Source organism: Allomuricauda sp. NFXS6 (genome assembly GCF_040148835.1).
Lineage (GTDB): Bacteria > Bacteroidota > Bacteroidia > Flavobacteriales > Flavobacteriaceae > Flagellimonas.
The window spans coordinates 19397-35527 of sequence record NZ_JAGEMG010000012.1 but is presented as its reverse complement, the minus strand read 5'-3'; the positions used below and the strand labels follow the sequence as shown (position 1 = coordinate 35527).

13 protein-coding genes are annotated in these 16131 nt (G+C 40.6%); 7 read left to right on the top strand and 6 right to left on the bottom strand.

Features of this window, described 5'->3' with window-relative positions:
- The first annotated feature begins 35 nt into the window (after window positions 1–35).
- From tig to clpX, 3 genes are all read left to right on the top strand, one after another.
- On the top strand, window positions 36–1358 hold the full coding sequence (tig, locus tag J4E06_RS15825) for a trigger factor (protein WP_349524963.1): 1323 nt from the start codon (window positions 36–38) through the stop codon (window positions 1356–1358).
- Window positions 1359–1448: 90 nt separating this feature from the next.
- Window positions 1449–2129, top strand: a complete 681-nt coding sequence (clpP, locus tag J4E06_RS15820) for an ATP-dependent Clp endopeptidase proteolytic subunit ClpP (RefSeq protein WP_349524962.1) — start codon at window positions 1449–1451, stop codon at window positions 2127–2129.
- An 86-nt stretch (window positions 2130–2215) separates the two neighbouring features.
- A complete protein-coding gene (gene clpX, locus J4E06_RS15815; protein WP_349524961.1) occupies window positions 2216–3451 on the top strand; it encodes an ATP-dependent Clp protease ATP-binding subunit ClpX in 1236 nt (411 codons plus the stop codon).
- On the opposite strand, the gene J4E06_RS15810 is transcribed toward clpX, so the two are convergent.
- Complete coding sequence (locus tag J4E06_RS15810; RefSeq protein WP_349524960.1) at window positions 3452–3991, bottom strand: hypothetical protein; 540 nt, start codon at window positions 3989–3991, stop codon at window positions 3452–3454.
- Between the two features lie 173 nt (window positions 3992–4164).
- The gene (locus J4E06_RS15805) at window positions 4165–5679 is read right to left on the bottom strand and encodes a GH3 auxin-responsive promoter family protein (RefSeq protein ID WP_349524959.1); all 1515 of its coding nucleotides are present in this window, start codon (window positions 5677–5679) and stop codon (window positions 4165–4167) included.
- A 96-nt stretch (window positions 5680–5775) separates the two neighbouring features.
- Here J4E06_RS15805 and J4E06_RS15800 point away from each other — a divergent pair, with 96 nt between their 5' ends.
- From J4E06_RS15800 to J4E06_RS15790, 3 genes are all read left to right on the top strand, one after another.
- A complete protein-coding gene (locus tag J4E06_RS15800; RefSeq protein WP_349524958.1) occupies window positions 5776–6570 on the top strand; it encodes a DUF2797 domain-containing protein in 795 nt (264 codons plus the stop codon).
- Window positions 6571–6646: 76 nt separating this feature from the next.
- The gene (locus J4E06_RS15795) at window positions 6647–7981 is read left to right on the top strand and encodes a YfcC family protein (RefSeq protein WP_349524957.1); all 1335 of its coding nucleotides are present in this window, start codon (window positions 6647–6649) and stop codon (window positions 7979–7981) included.
- 41 nt (window positions 7982–8022) lie between these two features.
- On the top strand, window positions 8023–8790 hold the full coding sequence (locus tag J4E06_RS15790; protein ID WP_349524956.1) for a DUF6090 family protein: 768 nt from the start codon (window positions 8023–8025) through the stop codon (window positions 8788–8790).
- 159 nt (window positions 8791–8949) lie between these two features.
- Here J4E06_RS15790 and J4E06_RS15785 read toward each other — a convergent pair whose 3' ends face one another.
- Genes J4E06_RS15785 through sppA form a run of 3 tightly spaced genes read right to left on the bottom strand, consistent with a single transcriptional unit; the run spans window position 8950 to window position 14196 of the window.
- Entirely contained in the window at window positions 8950–11652 is a 2703-nt protein-coding gene (locus tag J4E06_RS15785) for an AsmA-like C-terminal region-containing protein (protein ID WP_349524955.1), read from the bottom strand.
- Window positions 11653–11687: 35 nt separating this feature from the next.
- The gene (locus tag J4E06_RS15780) at window positions 11688–12395 is read right to left on the bottom strand and encodes a queuosine precursor transporter (RefSeq protein WP_349524954.1); all 708 of its coding nucleotides are present in this window, start codon (window positions 12393–12395) and stop codon (window positions 11688–11690) included.
- A 40-nt stretch (window positions 12396–12435) separates the two neighbouring features.
- Complete coding sequence (sppA, locus tag J4E06_RS15775; RefSeq protein ID WP_349524953.1) at window positions 12436–14196, bottom strand: signal peptide peptidase SppA; 1761 nt, start codon at window positions 14194–14196, stop codon at window positions 12436–12438.
- Window positions 14197–14265: 69 nt separating this feature from the next.
- Between sppA and folK the strand changes: the two genes are divergently transcribed.
- On the top strand, window positions 14266–15408 hold the full coding sequence (gene folK, locus J4E06_RS15770; protein ID WP_349524952.1) for a 2-amino-4-hydroxy-6-hydroxymethyldihydropteridine diphosphokinase: 1143 nt from the start codon (window positions 14266–14268) through the stop codon (window positions 15406–15408).
- 114 nt (window positions 15409–15522) lie between these two features.
- On the opposite strand, the gene J4E06_RS15765 is transcribed toward folK, so the two are convergent.
- The gene (locus J4E06_RS15765; protein ID WP_349524951.1) at window positions 15523–16062 is read right to left on the bottom strand and encodes an RNA methyltransferase; all 540 of its coding nucleotides are present in this window, start codon (window positions 16060–16062) and stop codon (window positions 15523–15525) included.
- Window positions 16063–16131: the final 69 nt, after the last annotated feature.

The window sequence follows — 16131 nt, the reverse complement described above, 5'->3', positions numbered from 1 at the left end:
TGCATCCCATTTTTAGAAAGCAAATTAGGTAGGAAATGAATATATCCAAAGAGCAGATTGATGATCTTAACGCAGTTGTAAAGGTTGCCATAAGCAAAGAAGACTATCAGGACAAAGTAGAAAAAATCCTAAAGGATTATAGAAAACAGGCCAACATCCCGGGCTTTAGAAAAGGACAGGTTCCCATGGGACTTATCAAAAAGCAGTATGGAAAAGCTGTTTTGGTGGATGAAGTGAACAAACTGCTTCAAGACAATCTGAACAAATACCTTACTGAAGAAAAATTGGATGTTCTGGGAAATCCACTTCCAAAACAACAAGATGATTTTGACTGGGACAAGGACAATCTCGATTTTGAATTTGAATTGGGATTGGCACCGAGCTTTGACGTCAACCTAAAGACCAAAAAAGCGGTGACCCAATATAAAATTGTTGCCGACAAAAAAATGATTGAGGAGCAAGTGGACCGTATTCAAAAGCAATACGGAAAATTGATTTCCAAGACCGAAGTGGGCAAAAATGATGAAATTACCGGTTTCTTTGCCAACGAAGAAGAGGAAATCGACCATAAGACCACTATTGAGATGGACAAAATCAAGAGCAAAAAAGCTGTTGATGCACTTGTCGGGAAAAAAGTGGGAGACACCGTTACCCTTTCCACCAAAGGACTTTTTAAAGAAGATTACTTACTGCCCAATGCTTTGGGCATTCCAAAAGATAAAGCAGACGGTCTTAAAATCGACATCACCTTTACTATAGAGGAAATCAACGAAAGAGAGCCAGCTGCTTTGGACCAGGAACTTTTTGATAAATTGTTCGGTGAAGGCAAAGTGACCTCGGAGAAAGAATTGAAAGATAGGATCAAAGAAGATTCTGAAAAACAATTCGAACAACAATCCGATCAAAAATTGTTGAACGACATCACCGAAAAATTGATCGATGAAACCAAATTCGAGCTTCCCGCCGAATTTTTAAAAAAATGGATTCAGATCAGCGGAGAAAACCCATTGACCGAAGATGAAGCCAAGGAAGAATTCGAAAAATCAGAAAAAGGACTTCGCTACCAATTGATCGAGGGTAAAATTATCCAAGAAAACGAGCTTCAAGTTCAGTTTGATGAGCTGAAGGAATTTGCCAAAGGATTCATCAAATCACAAATGGCACAATACGGCCATATGGACCCCAAAGATGAAGAATTGGAAAGTGTTGCCGCCAGGATTATGGGCAATCAAGACGAAGTAAAAAGATTGTCCGAACAATTGATGAGCCAAAAACTTTTGGACCTTTACAAAGAAAAGGCCAACCTTAAGGTGAAGGAAGTATCTTATGATGACTTCATCAAGGAAGCATACAGCTAAGGCTTCGCTAAAAGAAAATTAAGTATCTTTACGGTGCCGGAAAGCCAATTTTTCGGCACCTTTTTTTTAAGATAAATCGAGCAAGATCCTATGGATTACGGAAAAGAATTTAAAAAATACGCTACCCAACATCATGGCATAAACAGCATGTACTATGATAAACTCATGAGTACCATGTACCCTATGAACATGACGCCGAACATTATCGAGGAAAGGCAAATGAACGCAGTTGCCATGGATGTTTTCTCCCGATTGATGATGGACAGGATTATTTTTATGGGAACGGGAATCAATGATCAGGTGGCCAATATTGTACAGGCACAATTGCTTTTTTTGGAAAGCGCCGATGCCTCCAAGGACATTCAAATCTATATCAACTCCCCGGGAGGGAGTGTATATGCCGGTTTGGGCATTTATGACACCATGCAATTTATAAAACCGGATGTGGCCACAATTTGTACGGGCATTGCCGCCTCCATGGCAGCTGTGCTGCTTTGTGCGGGACACGAAGGCAAACGAAGTGGATTGCCCCATTCCAGGGTAATGATCCATCAACCATTGTCTGGAGCACAAGGTCAGGCCAGCGATATAGAGATTGCTGCCCAAGAAGTGCTAAAGATCAAAAATGAGCTTTACGAAATTATTTCAAAGCATTCCGGGCAATCTTTTGAGAAGGTCTACGAAGACAGTGATCGTGATTACTGGATGAAAGCTCCAGAAGCAAAAGAATACGGAATGATTGACGAAATCTTAATGAGGGAGAAATCGTAACCCAAACCAATTGATTATAAAACAACCACTTACAGTAGAACAAATCTATTTTTTTTACGTTATTGTTGGTTGAAGATTAAAATTTTATGGCAAAGGAAAATTTGGAATGTTCTTTTTGTGGTAGAAAAAAGCCGGAAACCAATCTATTGATTGCCGGTCTTGATGCGCACATTTGCGACAGATGCATAGAACAGGCCCATAGCATTGTAGCCGAAGAGTCCAAACAAACCAAAAATCAAGATCTTTCCTCCGAGCTGGTTTTGAAAAAGCCGATGGAAATCCACGATTTCTTGGATACTTATGTGATTGGACAAGAAAGGACCAAAAAAGTAATGTCTGTAGCGGTATACAACCACTACAAAAGACTATTGCAACCCAAGGGCAAAGAAGAGGATATCGAAATCCAAAAAAGTAACATCGTAATGGTCGGACAAACCGGTACGGGGAAAACCCTTATCGCCAAGACCATTGCCAGAATGTTGAACGTGCCTTTGGCCATCGTGGATGCCACCGTTTTGACAGAAGCGGGTTACGTGGGCGAAGATGTGGAAAGTATTTTGACCCGTTTGCTTCAAGCAGCCGATTACAACTTGGAAAAAGCTGAAAGAGGTATTGTTTTTATTGATGAAATAGATAAAATCGCACGTAAAAGCGATAATCCATCCATTACCCGCGATGTATCCGGTGAAGGTGTTCAGCAAGGGCTTTTGAAACTCTTGGAAGGAACCACGGTAAATGTTCCACCTAAAGGTGGACGTAAACACCCTGATCAAAAATTCATCGAGGTCAATACCGAAAACATTCTATTTGTTGCAGGCGGTGCTTTTGATGGTATCGAGCGTATCATCACCAAACGCTTGAACATGCAAGCCGTTGGGTACAGTGCTTCCAAAGCTGAGGAAAGCTTGGATCAAGAAAATATCCTTAAATACATTATTCCAAAAGACCTTAAGGAATTTGGGCTTATCCCTGAGATTATTGGAAGACTTCCTGTGCTCACCCATATGAATCCTTTGGATGCTAAAACGCTTAGAGCCATCCTAACAGAGCCAAAAAATGCCATTATTAAACAGTACGAAAAACTGTTTGCAATGGACGATATTGAATTCTCCATTACCGATCAAGCATTGGACTATATTGTGGAAAAGGCGGTAGAATACAAACTTGGCGCCCGTGGTCTGCGCTCTTTATGCGAAGCCGTGTTCACCGATGCCATGTTCTCCCTGCCAAGCAGTGAAGAAACAGAGTTTAAGGTGACTAAAGGGTATGCCGAGAAAAAGCTCTCGTACGAAACCGTAAAAAAACTAAAAGCAGTCTCTTAATTAGATTGCTTTTTTTGTTGCTTTTTCCAACAGTTCCAAACTTACTTCGGAGATAATTTTTTCATCTGAATACAGGGTATGTCCAAAATTAGGTACGACTCTTAAATCGGCTCCAACACTTTTGGCCCACTTTATTCCGGGTTTGGATGTATCGCACTCACCGTAAATCAATTGCACATCCGCAGGAGCCATTTGATTTTCAGTGTCAATTCCAACAGGGGAAATGGCTGTTACCGATTTTGTGGGCAAGCCTTTCAACAAGGCTTTGTAAGCAATTGTTGCTCCAGTACCAAAAGCCAAGTAATGGGCTGGTTTGGATTCTTTTTTCAGAAGGTTGGCAACTGCCCTTTCAATTCCCTCTTCTCTAAAGGCTTTGTCAATGTTTTCCTCAGAAAATATGGAAACATCCACATTCCCCAATTGCTGACAATCGTAAAAAACAATATCGTAGTATTGTTGCAAGTATCCAAAATAAGAAGCTATCCAAAGTCCTTTTTTTGCACCCCACTTATCTGAGATTACAATAAGTCTTTCTGCCATGATTTCAATGGTTTTGTGTTTAACAATAGATTGTTGAGGGGAAATTTCATTAATTAACGCAGTAAATCCTCTTTTATTTGTTCAAAAGAAATGTTTCTACGATGAACCGTTCAAATCTACGAAAACGTTTTCGTAAACTTTCGATAAACTTTAATTTTTAGTGATTTTCTGCCCTATGGCATATTCATTTGCAGTAATTCCTCGATACAATCCCGTTGGTTCGAGAGTCTGGGAATCTTGTGTTGCCCGCCCAATTTGTTTTGTGACTTAAGCCAATGATGGAACAAATTCTCACGTGCCACGTGTACTTTGGGCATTTTTAGGGTAATGTTATTATACCGTTTGGCCTCATAATCAGAGTTAAGCGCTTTTAAAGCATTGTCCAGCATTTCGGTAAAATATCCAATATCTTCTGGTGGCTTTCTAAATTCGATGATCCATTCGTGCGCTCCTTTCTCCTTTTCGGTCATAAAAATGGGTGCCGCGGTATAGTCCATAATCTCCGCTTGCGTCTTTTCGCAAACCTGTTTTAGAGCTTCCTCGGCATTCTCTATGATCAGTTCTTCGCCAAATACATTAATATGATGTTTGGTACGGCCCGTAATCTTGATACGATAAGGGTTTTTACAGGTAAATCGAACGGTATCGCCAATTTTATACCGCCATAATCCCGCATTGGTAGTAATCACCATTGCATAGTTAACACCCAACTGAACCTCCCAGAGCGGAATAGCCTGCTCCCCTTCTCCGTTGATGCCCATAGGGATAAACTCATAAAAGATACCATAGTCCAACATCAACAAAAGCTCATCAGAATTATTTTGGTCCTGGATACCAAAGAATCCTTCGGAAGCATTATAGGTTTCGTAATAGTTGAACTTTTTGCGGGGCAACAATTTTTTATACTGGTTCTTGTAGGGCGTAAAGCTTACTCCTCCATGAAAATAAACCTCCAGGTTTTCCCATATTTCGAACAGATGGTTTTTTCCTGTTTTCTCCAACACCTGATTGAGCAAAACCAACATCCAAGACGGTACACCGGCCAAACTGGTCACATTCTCTCTAATGCTTTCTTCGATTATGGCTTCCAATTTTGATTCCCATTCGGTCATTAAAGAAACCTTGTTACTGGGCGTACTGCTATACTCGGCCCAAAGCGGCATATTATCGATCAATATGGCCGAAAGGTCACCAAAAAAAGTTCCATTATCCTCGTAAAGTTCTTTGCTCCCCCCTAACCGTAGGCTCTTACCTGTGAACAACTGGGAGTTTTCATTATTGTTCAAATACAAACACAACAAATCCTTGCTGGATTTGTAATGACAGTCCTCCAAAGCTTCGGTACTTACCGGAATAAACTTACTCTTCGCATTGGTAGTACCACTGCTTTTTGCAAACCATTTTATGCTAGTGGGCCAAAATAGATTTTGTTCGCCCCTGCGTGTGCGTTCAATAAGTGGAGCAACATCTTCGTAGGTCACGATGGGTACCCTATTCCTAAATTCATCGTACTTGGGAAGGTCTTGGAAACCATACTGTTTTCCGATCATGGTGTCCTTGGAAAAGTCCACAAGCTGGCGTAATACCTCATCCTGTACATCCAAAGGATACTTTAAAAAAAGTTCTATCTGATGATAGCGCTTTCTCAATAACCAAGAAGCAATGGAATTGAATAAAGGTATTGGCATTTTAGGTATCTTTAACCAAAGAATTTATAGTTGGCACAACTGCTAAAATAGCTTTTCTAAAACTCATTTTCAAATAAGATAAACACATTCATTTTTATGCTATACGAAGGAGTCCTTAAAAAGATGCGAACGGAAATTGGCAACCCTATTCAATATTTTTTGGTTTTCAAGAACGACTTTATCAATATGAACCAATCACTGAACAAGGAGCTTAAGATTGATTTTATAAAATATCAATGTTTGAATTGCGGAGAGGACAGACCTATTTATCGACAAGGATTTTGTAAATCCTGTTTTTTTGAAACACCCCTTGCAGGTGATTGGATCATGAAACCCGAGCTGAGCACGGCGCATTTGGACAAAGAAGATCGTGACCTTGAGTTTGAAAAAAAGATGCAGCTACAGCCACATATTGTGTATTTGGCCAATTCCAGTAGTATTAAAGTTGGGGTTACAAGAAAATCGCAAGTGCCTACCCGTTGGATAGATCAAGGAGCGCACGAGGCCATCGAAATCGTGGAGGTTCCCAATCGTTATTTGGCAGGAATTACCGAAGTAGCACTAAAAGAGTTTGTCAGCGATAAGACCAGCTGGAGAAAAATGCTGCAAAACGACATCAAGGATGAGGACTTGGTCGAATGGCGGAACAAGCTCAAGTCAAGCATCCCTGATGAAGCAATTGATTATTTTTTGGATGATAGAGAGGAGACCAATCTCGAGTTTCCCGTGTTGCAATACCCCGAAAAAGTGAAAAGTCTCAATTTGAGCAAAACTCCAAGCTATAAGGGCGTACTCAAAGGCATTAAGGGGCAGTACCTTATTTTTGAGGACAATACGGTATTCAATGTTAGAGGAAGTGAAGGATATTATGTAGGGATAGGAATAAAGTAAGGCCCACCAAGCCTTTTTAACATACTGCAAGGCCATAGAGCTTTGCCAACATTCAACCAACCAAAAACCAAACCGGATGAAAAACTTCCCGAATGCCTTCGTAATCCTAATTGGGGTCATCCTGTTTGCCTGGATACTCACCTATATTATCCCTCAAGGATCTTACGTAAGAATCGTAGATGAGGGAAGTGGTATCACCCGCGTGGTCAACAACTCGTACGAGCAAATAGACACGGTTAGTCCATCCTTTTTTGACCTGCTTGTTTCCATTCCCATAGGAATTTCGGAAAGAGCAGACCTTATTGTTCTCATACTGTTGATCGGGGGTTGTTTTTACATCATTGAGAAAACAGAGGCCTTTAACCAGGGATTGGTAAAATTGGTTTCTTCCCTAAAGGGAAAGGAAAGTTTGGCCCTGATAATCATAGCCGCACTTTTTACAGCGGGTGGCGCAACTATTGGTCTGCAAGAAGAAGTAGTCGCCCTGATTCCAATTCTGCTCTTATTTGGAAAAAGTTTGGGCTACAATGCCTTTACTATGATTTTTGCCAGCTACGGCTCCACCGTTATTGGAAGCTCTTTTAGCCCATCTAACCCCTTTGGGGTTATTATCGCTCAAAAAGAAGCTGCACTGCCATTGCTGTCGGGCAGCTCTTTACGGCTAACCACCTTATTGGTTGCCTTTGTTGTTTGGGTAGTTTATCTACTGTACTATGCCAACAGAAACAGAATTGATAAAATCCAAATGCCCGACCAAAACGTTTCCATGACCCAAAGCAGTAAAATAATTTTAGTGTTGTTGGGGCTTACGTTTTCCATTGTAATTTTTGGAATCATACAGTTTGATTGGGGCTTTAGCGAAATGTCTGGCTGCTTTTTTGCACTGGGCATCCTTTCTGGTCTGATAGCGAAAATGGGGTGGAACAAAACTGGTGAAATCTATGTCGCCGGGATGAAAGAAATGGTTTTTGCCTGTGTCATCATAGGTTTGGCCAACAGTATATCCATCCTTTTGGAAGATGGAATGATTATGGACACCATTGTTTATGGGCTTTTTGGCCCATTGCAAAATTTTTCTCCTGCCGTATCGGGAGTGCTGATGATGGTCTCACACACCCTATTGCACTTTCCAGTTCCCAGCTATTCCGGACAGGCGATATTGACCCTTCCCATATTGGTTCCCCTTTCGGATTTAATTGGACTATCAAGACAAATTTGTGTCCTGGCCTATCAATATGGAGCTATAATGCCAGATATGATCGTACCGACCAATGGTGCACTAATGGCTATAATAGCCATCGCCAAAATCCCATATAATAAATGGTTTAAATCGGCCCTTAAACCTACCTCGTTGATGCTTTTGATCGGTGCAGTCACCATCATTGTGGCAGTAGCCATGGGTTATAATTAATACCCAACATTTTTGTAGATTAGATTACTTTTAACCAGACCATGCTTAAATTTTTCAGAAAAATCAGAAAGGAATTGATTGCGGAGAAAAAAGTCAGCAATTACATTTTGTACGCCTTGGGCGAAATTGTTTTGGTGGTTATCGGCATCCTTATTGCACTGGCCATAAACAATGCCAACGAGCTCAGCATAAAAAAGGATAAGGAACAAATCTATCTTACAGGGCTTAGGGATGAGTTCGAAACCAGCCAAATTAAATTAAAAGAACTCATCTCTTTCAACAAACAAAGTTATGAGGATGCCAAAAAAATTGTAATCTACATGCAAAACACAGAGGCTTTGCCGAACGAGCAGGAGCTTGCCAATTTGCTGTATAATGCCTTTGCATTTGATATATCTTTCAATCCCAACAATTCCCTATTGGAAGAAATGATCAATTCAGGAAGTTTAAAGGACATATCTAACCCACACTTGCGGATTTTGCTAACCAATTGGATTTCTTTCATGGAGGATGTATCTAAACAGGAAATTATGCTTGATACGGAAAGGGACAAAATTATTGATATGTTTCGTAGCGACATGAATAGTATCAAAACCATTTACGACCTGACCGGTGTTTCTAGCGAACTGGGGCTTCCTGAAAGTTCTGAACAAACTAGCAACCGTAATCTGCTATTATCAAAAGAGTTTGAGAACAATATGCTCATGTTCATCCTAACAAGTATAAAAACGGAGACAACGCATTACAATCCTTTAATGCAAAGTATAGATGAGATTCTGAAAACCATCGATACCGAAATAAAGGAATAAAAAAGCTGTCTAACAAGTAAAGGAATGAGTCATTCTGAATTCCTGCCTGCCGGTAGGCAAGGTATTTCAGAATCTCATCATAATGGCAAACAAATTATTATGAGAACCTGAATCAAGTTCAGGTTGACGAAAACTCGCATTTTAGCCAGTTTCCTCGTTTTAGTTTACGCTATCCTTTTTCTTTTTGCCGAGCAGTCCGCCCAAAATGGATTTTGCGGCTTTTTCAACATCATCATTCTTTTTGGCCTTTGTACTATCCGTAGCAATCGTGTCTTTGCCGCCACCCAAAAGATTACCAATAGCTTCTTTTACATCATCGGACTTGGTCGAGGTGGTATCGGATTTATCTTTTTTAAAGGCATCGGACAACATATTTTTGACTTCATCTTTCCCTTGGTTCACCAGTTTTTGCTTTTGCATTTCCACCAACTTAGTGGTCAATGTTTTTACACTGGATGTTAAATCCGTACTCACGGATGGGCTGGTAAAATTACCTCCAATATTTGCGGTTACGGGAACTGTTACCTCTCCCACACTTTCATCGTTCAATTGGGCAATTAATTGATTTACCTCCGTTCCTAAATATTTCGCAGGAACATTCAAGGTTGCCGAATAGTCCATTTGTTTATCAAAGGAGTGGCTTCCGTTCACATCAATGGCGATATCCTTATAATTTAAGGTAAATGGCTTCACTTTAACGGAGCCGTTATCAAAAGTCAATGCTGTCTTAAGTCCATCCAAATTGATTTCCTTGGTGTTTAAAAAACTAAGCTTACTGTCCAAAGCTGAAACTAAAGGTGCTTTTTGGGCATCAACGGTTGGATTCAGGAGCTCTGCCAACAAGCTACCGGAAATAGTGGACAGGTTCGGCGTCAAATCATCCTTAAGGTTGCCCGAAATTTTTATATCCGAATTGAGCTTTCCTTGTATGGCAGTTGCCAAAGGCGTCAACACCTTAAACAGCTCCAATCCGGCAAAAGATTCTGCAATGTTGAAATTGTTCATTCCCAGATTCATATCAAAAGTGGAATTCTTTTGTTTAGTGGACACAGAACCAGACAGTCCCAATGTACCGCCGAACAGGTTGGAGGTAAGATTTTTTACCGTGGCCGTTTCGTCTTTAATGATCAAAGTTCCTTTTACATTTTTCAGATTAAGGTTATCATAAACCACCGTATTGGCCGAAGCTTCAATGGTACAATCCAAAAATGAGGGTATTTTGATGCGCTCCTCCCCTGTTGTTGAGCCAGATTCTCCACCTGACTCTTCTGTTTCCGCCTCCTCGGTCTCCTCAACCATAAAATCGTTCAAAGCGAATTGATTGGAATTCAAAGTAAAGTTCCCTTCAATATTTTCATCATTGAACATAAAGCCCAACAAATTGGTCAGGGTTCCTTTGGCGTTAAAATCCGTATTTCCCGTTTTACCATTAAATGAATCCAGAGTTACCGTATTGGGATTAAAGGAAACTGCTGCCTTGGTTATGGCCACAGGGTTTTTAAGTTCCTCCGAAGCATATTCAAAACCAGATACGGATGCCTTTCCCGTTGTTTTGGTGTTCTGGTATCGCTTGTTTTCCAAAGATTCCATATCAAAAGCGGTGGTAATATCCGCGTTTAAAATTCCCTTAAGGTTATAATCAGCAGGCATAGGATAGGCTTGGGAAATATTAGCCAAATTGATGCGTCCGTCCATATGGGCGTTTACCTTGGTGTTGCCCATCAATTCCCTGATTTTGGCGTTCAGGTTGAACTTGTCCTCATCAATTAGAAAGGACAACCTGTTGATGTTCACATAGGTATCCTCCGTAATTCCTGTTTCGTTGTTGATTTCCGTATCGATATACACATTGCGCACCGATTTGGGCAATTCGGGATACTTGAAAGAGGCATTTTCGGAATTGATCGCTATTTTGAAGGTAGGGATATGCTCATCATCAACCACACCCTTAAACTCACCGTTCACTTCAAAGTTTCCCGTAGTCTGTACGTTTTCAATGTTGGCCGCATAGGCTTCGGGAATCACCGCCAAAAAGTTTTTAAAGTCCGAAGATGGCGTTTTAAAGGTAATGTCCACTTCTTGATTGTCTTCGTTGACCTTCACAAAACCATCGAAAACCAAGGGCAATTGGTTGATTATGGCTTTGTTCTCTAAAAAGGTGTATTTGTTTTCTTTTAAATCAATTCCTATGAGTGCATCTAGGTTGATTTTGTTCTTGTTAAGGTATTTAGTGCTATCCATCTCAAAAGACACGAAGGCATCCGTCAGGGTTTTTAATTCTGATTTTTCCAAAGAAAGGTCTCCGGTTCCCGAATGGTTCATCTCAGATATGTCCAAGACCATTCCACTCGCCATATCCTCATAAATGATTTCGGAATTGGTGATGGCATAAGAATCCATGTTCAGGGTAAAGTTACTACTGGATTCTTCCGATGCTGCGGAAGTTGTTGTTTCGCTTTCTTTGGCAATATCGTAGTTGGCGTTGCCTTCCGTATCTGCTTTTATGTGCAATAGTGCACCATCAATATTCAAGGTTTTGATAACAATGGGTTCATCTGCCGACTTGAACAGTTCCTTTATGGACATAGAGAGTTCAATTTCGGAGGATGCGAACAAGGTATCGCCTTCAAACGGAGCTTTGTTGACCAAGGATAAATTGGTAAGTCCAACGTTGGCATAGGGAAAGCTTTTGAGCAAGCTTAGGTCTACATCCTCAAAATCCAAAGTGGCATTGATGCTATTATTGACTTTTGTTTTGATGATTTCTTCAATTTTACCTTGAAGAAACAGTGGTAAGGCAATTATGATTGCTAGTAGGACAAGTAGGGTTATTCCGGTAATTTTCAGGACTTTTTTCTTCATATATGGTTGTTTTACAACAAATTAAAGGAGAAGCGTTAATCCAACGAAATTTCTTCCCCTATTTTTAAGTTAAATCTTTTTCGCATAATATATACGAAAAAATAGAGCAAAGGGGTGTCGAGGAGGGCAATCATTATTTTGAAAATCACGCCACTGATCAGCAATCCGTAGAACTTGTCCCAAGGCAATACGCCAAAAATGCAGAGCAATCCTACAACGGTAAAGGTGTCTATAAACTGTGATGAAAAGGTTGAAAAGTTGTTCCTAAGCCAGAGCATTCTTCCATTGGTCAGCCGTTTCCAAAAGTGATAAATGGTGATATCGATGTATTGAGCGCCCAAATAAGCCAGCATGGAAGCCAATACTCCAAGTGGCGACAAACCAAAAACGGTAGTGAACGTACCATCATCCACTGGCGAGGTGGGGATAGCGGTGGAATAATTGGCCAATAAAATGATGCCCATAGAGAAAAACGAAGCAAAAATACCGGCGGTAACCACTTGGTTTGCTTTTTTTTGCCCGTAAATCTCGGATACCAAATCGGTAATCAAAAAAGTGATGGGGTACGGTAAAATACCCACCGAAAGTTCAAAAAGCGGTGCTCCAAAAACGGTAACATCTCCAAAAGGGCTCCAAGAGAAAAACTTTTGGAAAATCAGGTTGGACACCACCAAAGAGGTAATGAACAGTGCTCCGAGATACAGATATATGGAAAATGCTAACTTCTTGTCCTTTTGCGTCATATACGGTTTAAAAGTTCATTGAAGAACTATTATAATCGACTTATTTTATTTTTAAACTGAAAGGCATCTTTGCCTGTACCCCCTCTTGTTTGGTAAATTGCTTGAACTCTTTTAAAATATCATAGGCCTCCGTGCCAATTTCTTCTTTTATAATGGATTCTCCTATTTTGGCCTTCACCCCTCCAAGGTCTTCCATAAACTGATCAAAACCTGATTTGTATTTGGGATATTTACGAATACCGTAATCTTCCAATCCGGCCATATCGGCCGCGGCCACAATGGCATCATCTAAATTGCCGAGCTCATCCACCAGACCAAGTGCTTGTGCATCTACACCGCTCCAAACCCTGCCCTGGGCAATTTCGTTAACTCGTTCCACAGGCATATTTCGTCCTTTGGAGACTCGGTCTAAAAAGGTATCGTAGGTTTCCTCAATACTTTCTTGCATCACATTGCGGAAAGAGTCCGTCATGGGTTCAAAAAATGAATAATCCACAGAATTTTTATTGGTGCCTACCTGTTCGGCATTTACACCTATGTTCTCGGCCAATTGATGCACGTTGGGAATGGTTCCAAAAACACCTATGGACCCAGTAATTGTAGTAGGTTCGGCAAAAATCTTATCGCCACCAACACCGATGTAATATCCTCCCGAAGCGGCGATGTTTCCAAAGGAAACCACCAAAGGTTTTTCCTCTTTCGCCAGTTGCATTTCTCTCCAAATAATATCGGAGACCAAGGCACTGCCCCCAGGGGAATCCACTCGAAGCACAATGGCTTTTACACTTTCGTTGTCTACCGCTTTGTGCAAAGCATCCACAATAAGTCCTTGTCCTATATAATCTTTTCCGCCCTCGCCACCAAGAATCTCTCCTTGGGCATAAATAACGGCAACTTTATTGGCTCCTGTCCGTATTCTTTTTTTGCCGGCAATTTGAATATAATCCTCTAGCTTCACATAGTTTAAATCATCATCCTCGGCAACTCCTATCTTTTCCTTCAACAAACTTACATATTCATCATAATGCAATGTGCCATCCAATAGACCTGAAGCTACGGCATATTCCGGTGTTCTTCCCCCTAAGGTGTCAGCAATAATGTTCAGATTTTGTGGCGTAATGTTTCTGGATTCAGCAATATCATCAACAATAACGCTCCAAATAGAAGTAATCAATTCCTTGATTTGCGTACGATTTTCATCGCTCATGGTATCTGAAAGAAATGGCTCCACTGCACTTTTATACTTCCCGTGGCGTATAACTTCCATTTTAATCCCCGATTTTTCTTGAAGTTCCTTGTAAAAAAGCACTTCGGTGGCCAATCCCTTAAAGTCGACCACACCAACCGGATTTAAGTAAACCTCATCCGCAGCGGTCGCCAAATAATAATCTCTTTGAGCATACACATCGGCGTGCGCCATCACAAATTTACCGCTCGATTTAAAATCAATAAGGGCTTTTCTAATTTCTCTGGTCTGAGCCACGCCGGCCTGTAAAAAACCCGTGGTCAAACTAATACCCTGAATGTTATCGTCGTCCTTGGCCACTTCTATGGCATGTAAAATCTCATCCAAGCCAAGTTCCTCGGTCCATAGGGCAGCAAAAGGGTCGGTGTCATCTTTTCCGGTGTAATCCAAAATTGGGGCAACAAATCTGAGTTCGAGTATGGAGTTCTTTTTTACCACGACACCATTGTCCACACTTCCGACAAGGGCCATAAATATGAAGAACATCCCCACAACAATCATAAATGCTACCAAGCTCCCCAGAATTGAGGCAAGTAGGTTTCTTAAAAACTTCATTAGGTAAAATTTAATATAGTCCAAAGATAACCATTGTTGTAATGTTTTGTTTACTTTGTTTCTTCGATTATGGGCAGAAAACAAAAGGTATATCTTTCATTGGGCAGTAATTTGGGAAATCGTCTTGCGAACCTCCAAAAAGCCATTTTCCATATTCAGCAAAAGGCGGGTAAAATCCTGGATATTTCTGCGGTATATGAAAATCCAGCATTTGGGTTTGAAGGTGATGATTTTCTAAATATTGTTCTATCGCTACTAACGCCGCTGGAACCAAAAGAGTTACTGGACACCCTCTTACAAATTGAAGTGGATTTCGGTAGGATTCGTTCCAATGCGGGCTACAGCTCTAGAACCTTGGACATCGACATCATTTATTATGGTACAGAAGTCATCAATGATGATGATTTGGTGATTCCCCACCCACAAATGCAGCACAGAAACTTTGTTTTGAAGCCTTTGGGAGATATTGCACCACAATTTTACCATCCCGTGCTCTACAAAGACACACGCAATCTGTTGCAGGAATGTAGGGACAAGAGTAAACTTTCAAAGACCAAGCACCGTCTTTTTAAAGATAGGTCGGGACTGTTTTCGCAATTACAGCTCATTGCTATAGAGGGCAATATTGGCGCTGGAAAAACCACCTTGTCCAAAATGATCGCCAACGACTTTAATGCCAAACTAGTATTGGAACGTTTTGCGGACAATCCTTTTCTCCCCAAGTTTTATGAGGACCAGGCACGCTATGCGTTTCCTTTGGAAATGTCCTTTTTGGCGGATAGGTACCAACAATTTATGGACGACACCTCGCAATTTGACCTTTTCAAAAATTTTATGGTTAGTGATTACGACATCTTTAAATCATTGATTTTCGCTAAGGTTACCTTGCAAAAAGAGGAGTACAATCTATACCGAAAGGTCTTTAGTTTTATGTACAAGGAGGTTAGGAAACCTGAAATTTACCTCTTTCTCTATCAAAATACCGAACGGTTGTTGGCAAACATAAAAAAAAGAGGGCGTGATTATGAACAGAACATCGATCCTGCCTACCTAGAAAAAATTAACAGGGGGTACCTTGATTTTATTAAGGGCAACCCCAATCAGAACAATATAATTATTGATATGGGTGAACTGGATTTCGTGCACAACCCGGCCGATTACGAATTCATTTTGGAAAAGCTGGAAGACCATATACTTTCGTTAAACATTTAAGAGAATTTTTGGAAAATGTTTGCATATAACGAATGGTTTTATTTTATTAGCAGCCTCAATTCGAGAAACTAACTAACTCAGACTTTACATATGGCCCTGTTTTTCAGGGCCTTTTTATTTTAGGGCATTTTGTTTAGACCAAATGTCCCACACCACTACGCCAGTGCTTACCGAAATATTCAAGGAATGTTTGGTTCCGAACTGTGGAATTTCCAAGACGGTATCACTAGCATTCACAACGTCTTGGGAAACCCCTTTCACCTCGTTTCCAAAGATCAAAGCAGTGGTTTCTTCCGAATCCACTCTATATTCATTGAGCATTACGGCATTTTCGGCCTGTTCCACCGAAACTATTTTCACATCGCTTTGTTTTAGCTCATCCACCAATTCCAGAGTATCCTTGCGATATTCCCAATCCACACTTTCGGTAGCACCCAAAGCTGTTTTTCGAATGTCCTTGTGGGGTGGGGTTGCCGTAATGCCGCAGAGATAGATTTTCTGAATTAAAAATGCATCGGCCGTTCGGAATACGGAACCAATATTGTTCAAGCTACGAACATTGTCCAAAATGATGATGATAGGAGATTTTTCCGCATCCTTAAAACCGGTCACATCCAATCGGTCCAGCTCACTATTTTTCAGTTTTCGACTCATTTTTTAAACATTGGGGTGAAAATATCAACAAAAATTTTTGATGGCTGATGAAAACAATATATTCGTTTC

Coding starts and splice junctions, on each gene's coding strand:
- J4E06_RS15805 (WP_349524959.1), bottom strand. CDS start 5,679: ATGCCAATACCTTTATTCAATTCCATTGCTTCTTGGTTATTGAGAAAG.
- folK (WP_349524952.1), top strand. CDS start 14,266: ATGGGCAGAAAACAAAAGGTATATCTTTCATTGGGCAGTAATTTGGGA.
- clpP (WP_349524962.1), top strand. CDS start 1,449: ATGGATTACGGAAAAGAATTTAAAAAATACGCTACCCAACATCATGGC.
- sppA (WP_349524953.1), bottom strand. CDS start 14,196: ATGAAGTTTTTAAGAAACCTACTTGCCTCAATTCTGGGGAGCTTGGTA.
- J4E06_RS15800 (WP_349524958.1), top strand. CDS start 5,776: ATGCTATACGAAGGAGTCCTTAAAAAGATGCGAACGGAAATTGGCAAC.
- tig (WP_349524963.1), top strand. CDS start 36: ATGAATATATCCAAAGAGCAGATTGATGATCTTAACGCAGTTGTAAAG.
- J4E06_RS15795 (WP_349524957.1), top strand. CDS start 6,647: ATGAAAAACTTCCCGAATGCCTTCGTAATCCTAATTGGGGTCATCCTG.
- clpX (WP_349524961.1), top strand. CDS start 2,216: ATGGCAAAGGAAAATTTGGAATGTTCTTTTTGTGGTAGAAAAAAGCCG.
- J4E06_RS15790 (WP_349524956.1), top strand. CDS start 8,023: ATGCTTAAATTTTTCAGAAAAATCAGAAAGGAATTGATTGCGGAGAAA.
- J4E06_RS15780 (WP_349524954.1), bottom strand. CDS start 12,395: ATGACGCAAAAGGACAAGAAGTTAGCATTTTCCATATATCTGTATCTC.
- J4E06_RS15810 (WP_349524960.1), bottom strand. CDS start 3,991: ATGGCAGAAAGACTTATTGTAATCTCAGATAAGTGGGGTGCAAAAAAA.
- J4E06_RS15785 (WP_349524955.1), bottom strand. CDS start 11,652: ATGAAGAAAAAAGTCCTGAAAATTACCGGAATAACCCTACTTGTCCTA.
- J4E06_RS15765 (WP_349524951.1), bottom strand. CDS start 16,062: ATGAGTCGAAAACTGAAAAATAGTGAGCTGGACCGATTGGATGTGACC.